Source organism: Stenotrophomonas sp. P5_B8 (assembly GCF_054049855.1).
Genome location: NZ_JBFULO010000331.1, coordinates 1 through 4,516 on the forward strand (window position 1 = coordinate 1; position 4,516 = coordinate 4,516).

A 4,516-nucleotide genomic window follows, 5' to 3' on the forward strand; every position below is an offset into this window, starting at 1 on the left:
CTGCAGGACACCCCGAGCGTGCGTTTCACCTACAGCGCGCACGTGGTCTCGCGCCCGGACGTGATGGTGCTGATGAGCGCCGACAACGATCCCAAGGCCGCGCGTGACGGTGATTACACCTTCAAGATGCCGCAGCCGATCCCGTCCTACCTGCTGGCCATCGCCGCCGGCGACCTGGTGTTCGAGCCGATCTCCGGCCGTTCCGGCGTGTGGGCCGAGCCGACCATGGTCGGCAAGGCCGCCAAGGAGTTCGAAGACACCGAGAAAATGATCGGTGCCGCCGAGAAGCTCTACGGCGAATACCGCTGGGGCCGCTACGACATGCTGGTGCTGCCGCCGTCGTTCCCGTTCGGCGGCATGGAAAACCCGCGCCTGACCTTCGCCACCCCGACGGTGATCGTCGGTGACAAGTCGCTGGTCTCGCTGGTCGCCCATGAACTGGCGCACAGCTGGTCGGGCAACCTGGTGACGAACGCCAGCTGGAAGGACATCTGGCTCAACGAGGGCTTCACCACCTACGTACAGAGCCGCATCACCGAGGCGCTGTACGGCCAGGAGATGGCCGAGATGGAGCGTGAGATCGACCAGAACGATCTGCTCGCCGAAGTGAAGGACATGAGCCCGGCCGACCAGGCCCTGGCGCTGCCGCCGCTGACCGAGCGTGATCCGGACGATGCGCTGAGCCAGGTTGCCTACGTCAAGGGCGCGTGGTTCCTGCAGTTCCTGGAGCAGCGTTTCGGCCGTGCAACGTTCGATCCGTTCCTGCGTGGCTGGTTCGATGACCATGCCTTCCAGAGCGCCAACACCGACCAGTTCGTGGTGTACCTCAAGAAGAACCTGCTCGACAAGAAGCCCGGCGCGGTCACCGACGCCGAGCTGAAGGCGTGGCTGGACGAGCCAGGCATCCCGGCGTTCGCCACCAAGGCCCGCTCGCGCAACTTCTCCATCGTCGATACCGCGCGCATTGCGTGGCAGGGCAGTGGCACGCTGCCCAGCGCGCAGATTACCGGCGAGTGGGTCACCCAGGAATGGGTGCACTTCATCGACGGCCTGGGCAAGACCCTGCCGGTGGACAAGCTGGCGGCGCTGGACAAGGCCTACCACTTCACCGGTACCGCCAATGGCGAAATCGCGATGCGCTGGTATCCGCTGGCCATCCGCAGCGGTTACACCGAAGCGAATGAGCCGGCCGCGGCCTTCATCGAACGCGTCGGTCGCCGCAAGCTGATCCTGCCGATCTACGCCGAACTGGTGAAGACGCCCGAAGGCCTGGCGTTCGCCAAGGCAGCCTTCGAGAAGGCCAAGCCGGGTTACCACCCGATCACCACCGCCTCGGTGCAGGACATGCTGGACAAGGCAAGCGCGAAATAATGCCCGTCGCTGGCCGGGGGCATCCCCGGCCAGCGGCTACGGTGCGACGCAATGCCTGGAAACGGCGGGGAAACCCGCCGTTTTTTTATTGTCCGCGTGGTGCCGCTGCCGAGCATGGCACTACCGCTCCGGTACCGCGCGAGTGCCGCTGCCGAGCATGGCTCGGCACTACCGGGCCGGTACCACGCGAAGCCGGGCGCAATGCCGGTCGGGCATGCGTAGCGCACCGGTAGAGCCGGGCCATGCCCGGCTGCTCTTCGCCGCATCCCGCGATTCGGTAGAGCCGGGCCATGCCCGGCTGCTCTTCGCCGCATCAYGCGATTCGGTAGAGCCGGGCCATGCCCGGCTGCTCTTCGCCGCATCCCGCGATTCGGTAGAGCCGGGCCATGCCCGGCTGCTCTTCGCCGCATCCCGCGATTCGGTAGAGCCGGGCCATGCCCGGCTGCTCTTCGCTGCCTCAGGCGATACAGTAGTTGGGTGACGCCATCGGGCGCCTTGCCAATCACGGAGTACGCAATGAAACGACTCATCCTGGCCGCCGCCTGTGCCTTCGCGCTGGCTGCCTGCAGCAACCCGGAGGAAGAACGCAAGGCGCAGGAAGCCGCCGCCGCTGCCGCCAAGGCGCAGCAGGAAGCCAAGGCCGAAGGCGTGGCCAAGGAATACGATATGGCCGTGGCCGCGCAGGATTGGGAGCGCGCACGCATCCACGGCGGCGCGCTGCTGGATCAGTACAAGGACACCGACGTGGCCGCGCGGATCGAGCCGGGCTTCGCCGAGGTCCAGGCCAAGGGCGACGCCGCCCGCGACCTGCGCCGCATGCAGGGGCTGTGGCAGTACAACCAGATTCCTGTCGGCACCAAGGGAACGCAGTTCTCGGCGCAGATCTTCAGCAAGGCGCGCGTGGACGTGGACGGTAGCGGCCCCAAGCCGGTGCAACTGGTGTTCCGCGACCATCCGGAGTGGAAGCGCCACGCCTACCTGGTGCTGCAGGCCGGTGATTTCCGCTGCCCGCAGTGCAAGGTGCAGGTCAGCGTGGACGGCGGCAAGCCGATCGCGATGGCGGCCTGGCGGCCGAAGACCGACGAGGCCATCGCGATGTTCATCACCGACCAGAAGGCGCTGTGGAAGCTGGCGCGCAAGGCCAAGGTGATCAGCATTGAATTCCCGGTCAAGGCCGGCGGCACCCGCACGGCGGCGTTCGAGACCGGTGGCGTGGACACCCACCGCATGCCGAAGTGGTGGGAATGACCGGCGCAGCGCTGACGCCGGCAGCGCTGCCGCTGTCGGCGATGCATCACTGGGTGTTCGACATGGACGGCACGCTGACCGTGGCGGTGCACGATTTCGAACAGATCAAGCGTGCGCTGGCGATTCCGCTGGAGGAAGACATCCTCGCCCACCTGGCCGCGCTGCCGGCCGACCAAGCCGATGCCAAACACGCCTGGCTGCTTGCCCATGAGCGCGACCTGGCCGAGGGCGCACGCGCAGCACCCGGCGCGGTGGCGTTGGTCCGCGCGCTGCACGCCGCCGGCTGCCGACTGGGCATCCTCACCCGCAACGCGCGCGAACTGGCGCAGGTGACGCTGCAGGCGATCGGGCTGGCGGACGTGTTCGGCGCCGATGACATCRTCGGCCGCGACGAGGCCACGCCCAAGCCGTCGCCGGCGGGGCTGCAGTACTTCGTGCAACGCTGGCAGATCGACCCGCAGCGGGTGGTGATGGTCGGCGACCACCGTTTCGACCTGGAATGCGGCCGCGCCGCCGGCACCCGCACGCTGCTGGTGAATGCGCCGGACAACCCGTGGCCGGGCCTGGCATGTTGGCATCGCGCCGATTGTGGCGACGTGCTGGCGGAGTGGGCAGGGCAGGGGCCCTCGGCCTGATCGCTGGCCCCGGCGGAGCAGGCGCTGTGCCGGGTCGGCGATACCGGTCGGGTCGGATCCCGATCGACCGCCGTCATCACCGATCGGCGCGACCAACGCAGTGATCTGCGCCGCGGTAACGGCAGAAGCCGCCGTGATCCAACGTCATGCGTTCCAGCAGTGGCCAGCACGGTCGGCGGTCGGCGGTCGATCCGGAGCCGACCCTACCGCCGGGGACGGCGAGCGATTCACGGCGTCGTGGCAACGGAACCGCAAGCAGCCGGGCATGGCCCGACTCTACCCAGACACGTCCCGATCTACCGTCTGGTCAAGAGCCCCCTTGATGTTCAAGGGGGCGCGCCAACGGCGCGGGGATGAGGGGCCCGCGATTCGCCCTGGCGAATCGTGGACAGCGTTTGATCGCACCGCGATCAAACGTTCAGGGCGTAACCGAATTGCTGCTTGAACTGCTCGTTGAACTCATCAAAGGTGAAACGCTGGTTCTGCGTGCCCGGATGCTCGACCTTCAGCGCGCCCATCAGGTTGCCCATGCGGCCGATGGTCAGCCAGTCGTAGCCCTTTTCGATGCCGTAGATCAGGCCGGCGCGGAACGCGTCGCCACAGCCGGTCGGGTCGACCACGCGGCGCTCGTGCGCCGGCGGGATGTCGTAGGTCTTTTCGGGGGTGTGGATGACCGCGCCCTTCGGGCCTCGGGTGGTGATATAGGCCTTGACCCGGCTCACGATCGCCTTTTCGTCCCAGCCGGTGCGCTCCTGCAGCAGGTTGGACTCGTAGTCGTTGACCACCACGTAGTCGGCCTGCTCGATGAAGGTGCGCAGCTCCGGGCCGTTGAACAGCGGCATGGCCTGGCCGGGGTCGAAGATGAACGGGATGCCGGCGGCGAAGAATTCCTCGGAATTCTGGATCATGCCTTCGCGCCCGTCCGGGCCGACCAGGCCCAGGGTCACGCCCGGCACGTCTTTCACGTGGTTCTCGTAGGACCGCATCATCGCGCCCGGGTGGAAGGCGGTGATCTGGTTGTTGTCGTGGTCGGTGGTGATGAACGCCTGCGGGGTGAACAGCTCGTCGATCACCTTGACCCGGGCCAGGTCGATGCCCAACCCCTGGAAGTACTCCCGGTACGGGCCGAAGTCCGAGCCCACCGTGCCCATCGGGATCGGATCGCCGCCCAGCAGGTGCAGGTTGTAGGCGATGTTGCCTGCGCAACCCCCGAATTCACGACGCATGCGCGGCACCAGGAACGACACGTTCAGGATGTGCAC

5 protein-coding genes are annotated in these 4,516 nt (G+C 67.2%); 3 read left to right on the forward strand and 2 right to left on the reverse strand.

The features are described 5' to 3' along the window. Window positions 1-1,371, forward strand: a 1,371-nt coding sequence (locus ACXJKH_RS15675) for a M1 family metallopeptidase (RefSeq protein ID WP_457320664.1), incomplete at its 5' end; no start/stop codon positions are given. Between the two features lie 313 nt (window positions 1,372-1,684). On the opposite strand, the gene ACXJKH_RS15680 is transcribed toward ACXJKH_RS15675, so the two are convergent. Next, window positions 1,685-1,807, reverse strand: coding sequence for a hypothetical protein (locus ACXJKH_RS15680; RefSeq protein WP_457320666.1), 123 nt, complete (start codon window positions 1,805-1,807; stop codon window positions 1,685-1,687). An 80-nt stretch (window positions 1,808-1,887) separates the two neighbouring features. On the opposite strand from ACXJKH_RS15680, the gene ACXJKH_RS15685 reads away from it, so the two are divergent. After that, window positions 1,888-2,619, forward strand: a complete 732-nt coding sequence (locus ACXJKH_RS15685) for a hypothetical protein (RefSeq protein WP_457320668.1) — start codon at window positions 1,888-1,890, stop codon at window positions 2,617-2,619. Next, window positions 2,616-3,254, forward strand: coding sequence for an HAD family hydrolase (locus tag ACXJKH_RS15690; RefSeq protein WP_457320670.1), 639 nt, complete (start codon window positions 2,616-2,618; stop codon window positions 3,252-3,254). Before ACXJKH_RS15685 ends, ACXJKH_RS15690 begins: the two co-directional genes overlap by 4 nt. Before the next feature lie 410 nt (window positions 3,255-3,664). Here the strand turns inward: ACXJKH_RS15690 and ACXJKH_RS15695 are convergent. Further along, a partial coding sequence (locus tag ACXJKH_RS15695; protein ID WP_457320672.1) for a carbohydrate kinase family protein occupies window positions 3,665-4,516 on the reverse strand: 852 nt, incomplete at its 5' end.

What these genes read in the sequence shown, in the direction of transcription:
- ACXJKH_RS15685 (WP_457320668.1), top strand. Translation starts at nt 1,888, where the DNA reads ATGAAACGACTCATCCTGGCCGCCGCCTGTGCCTTCGCGCTGGCTGCC.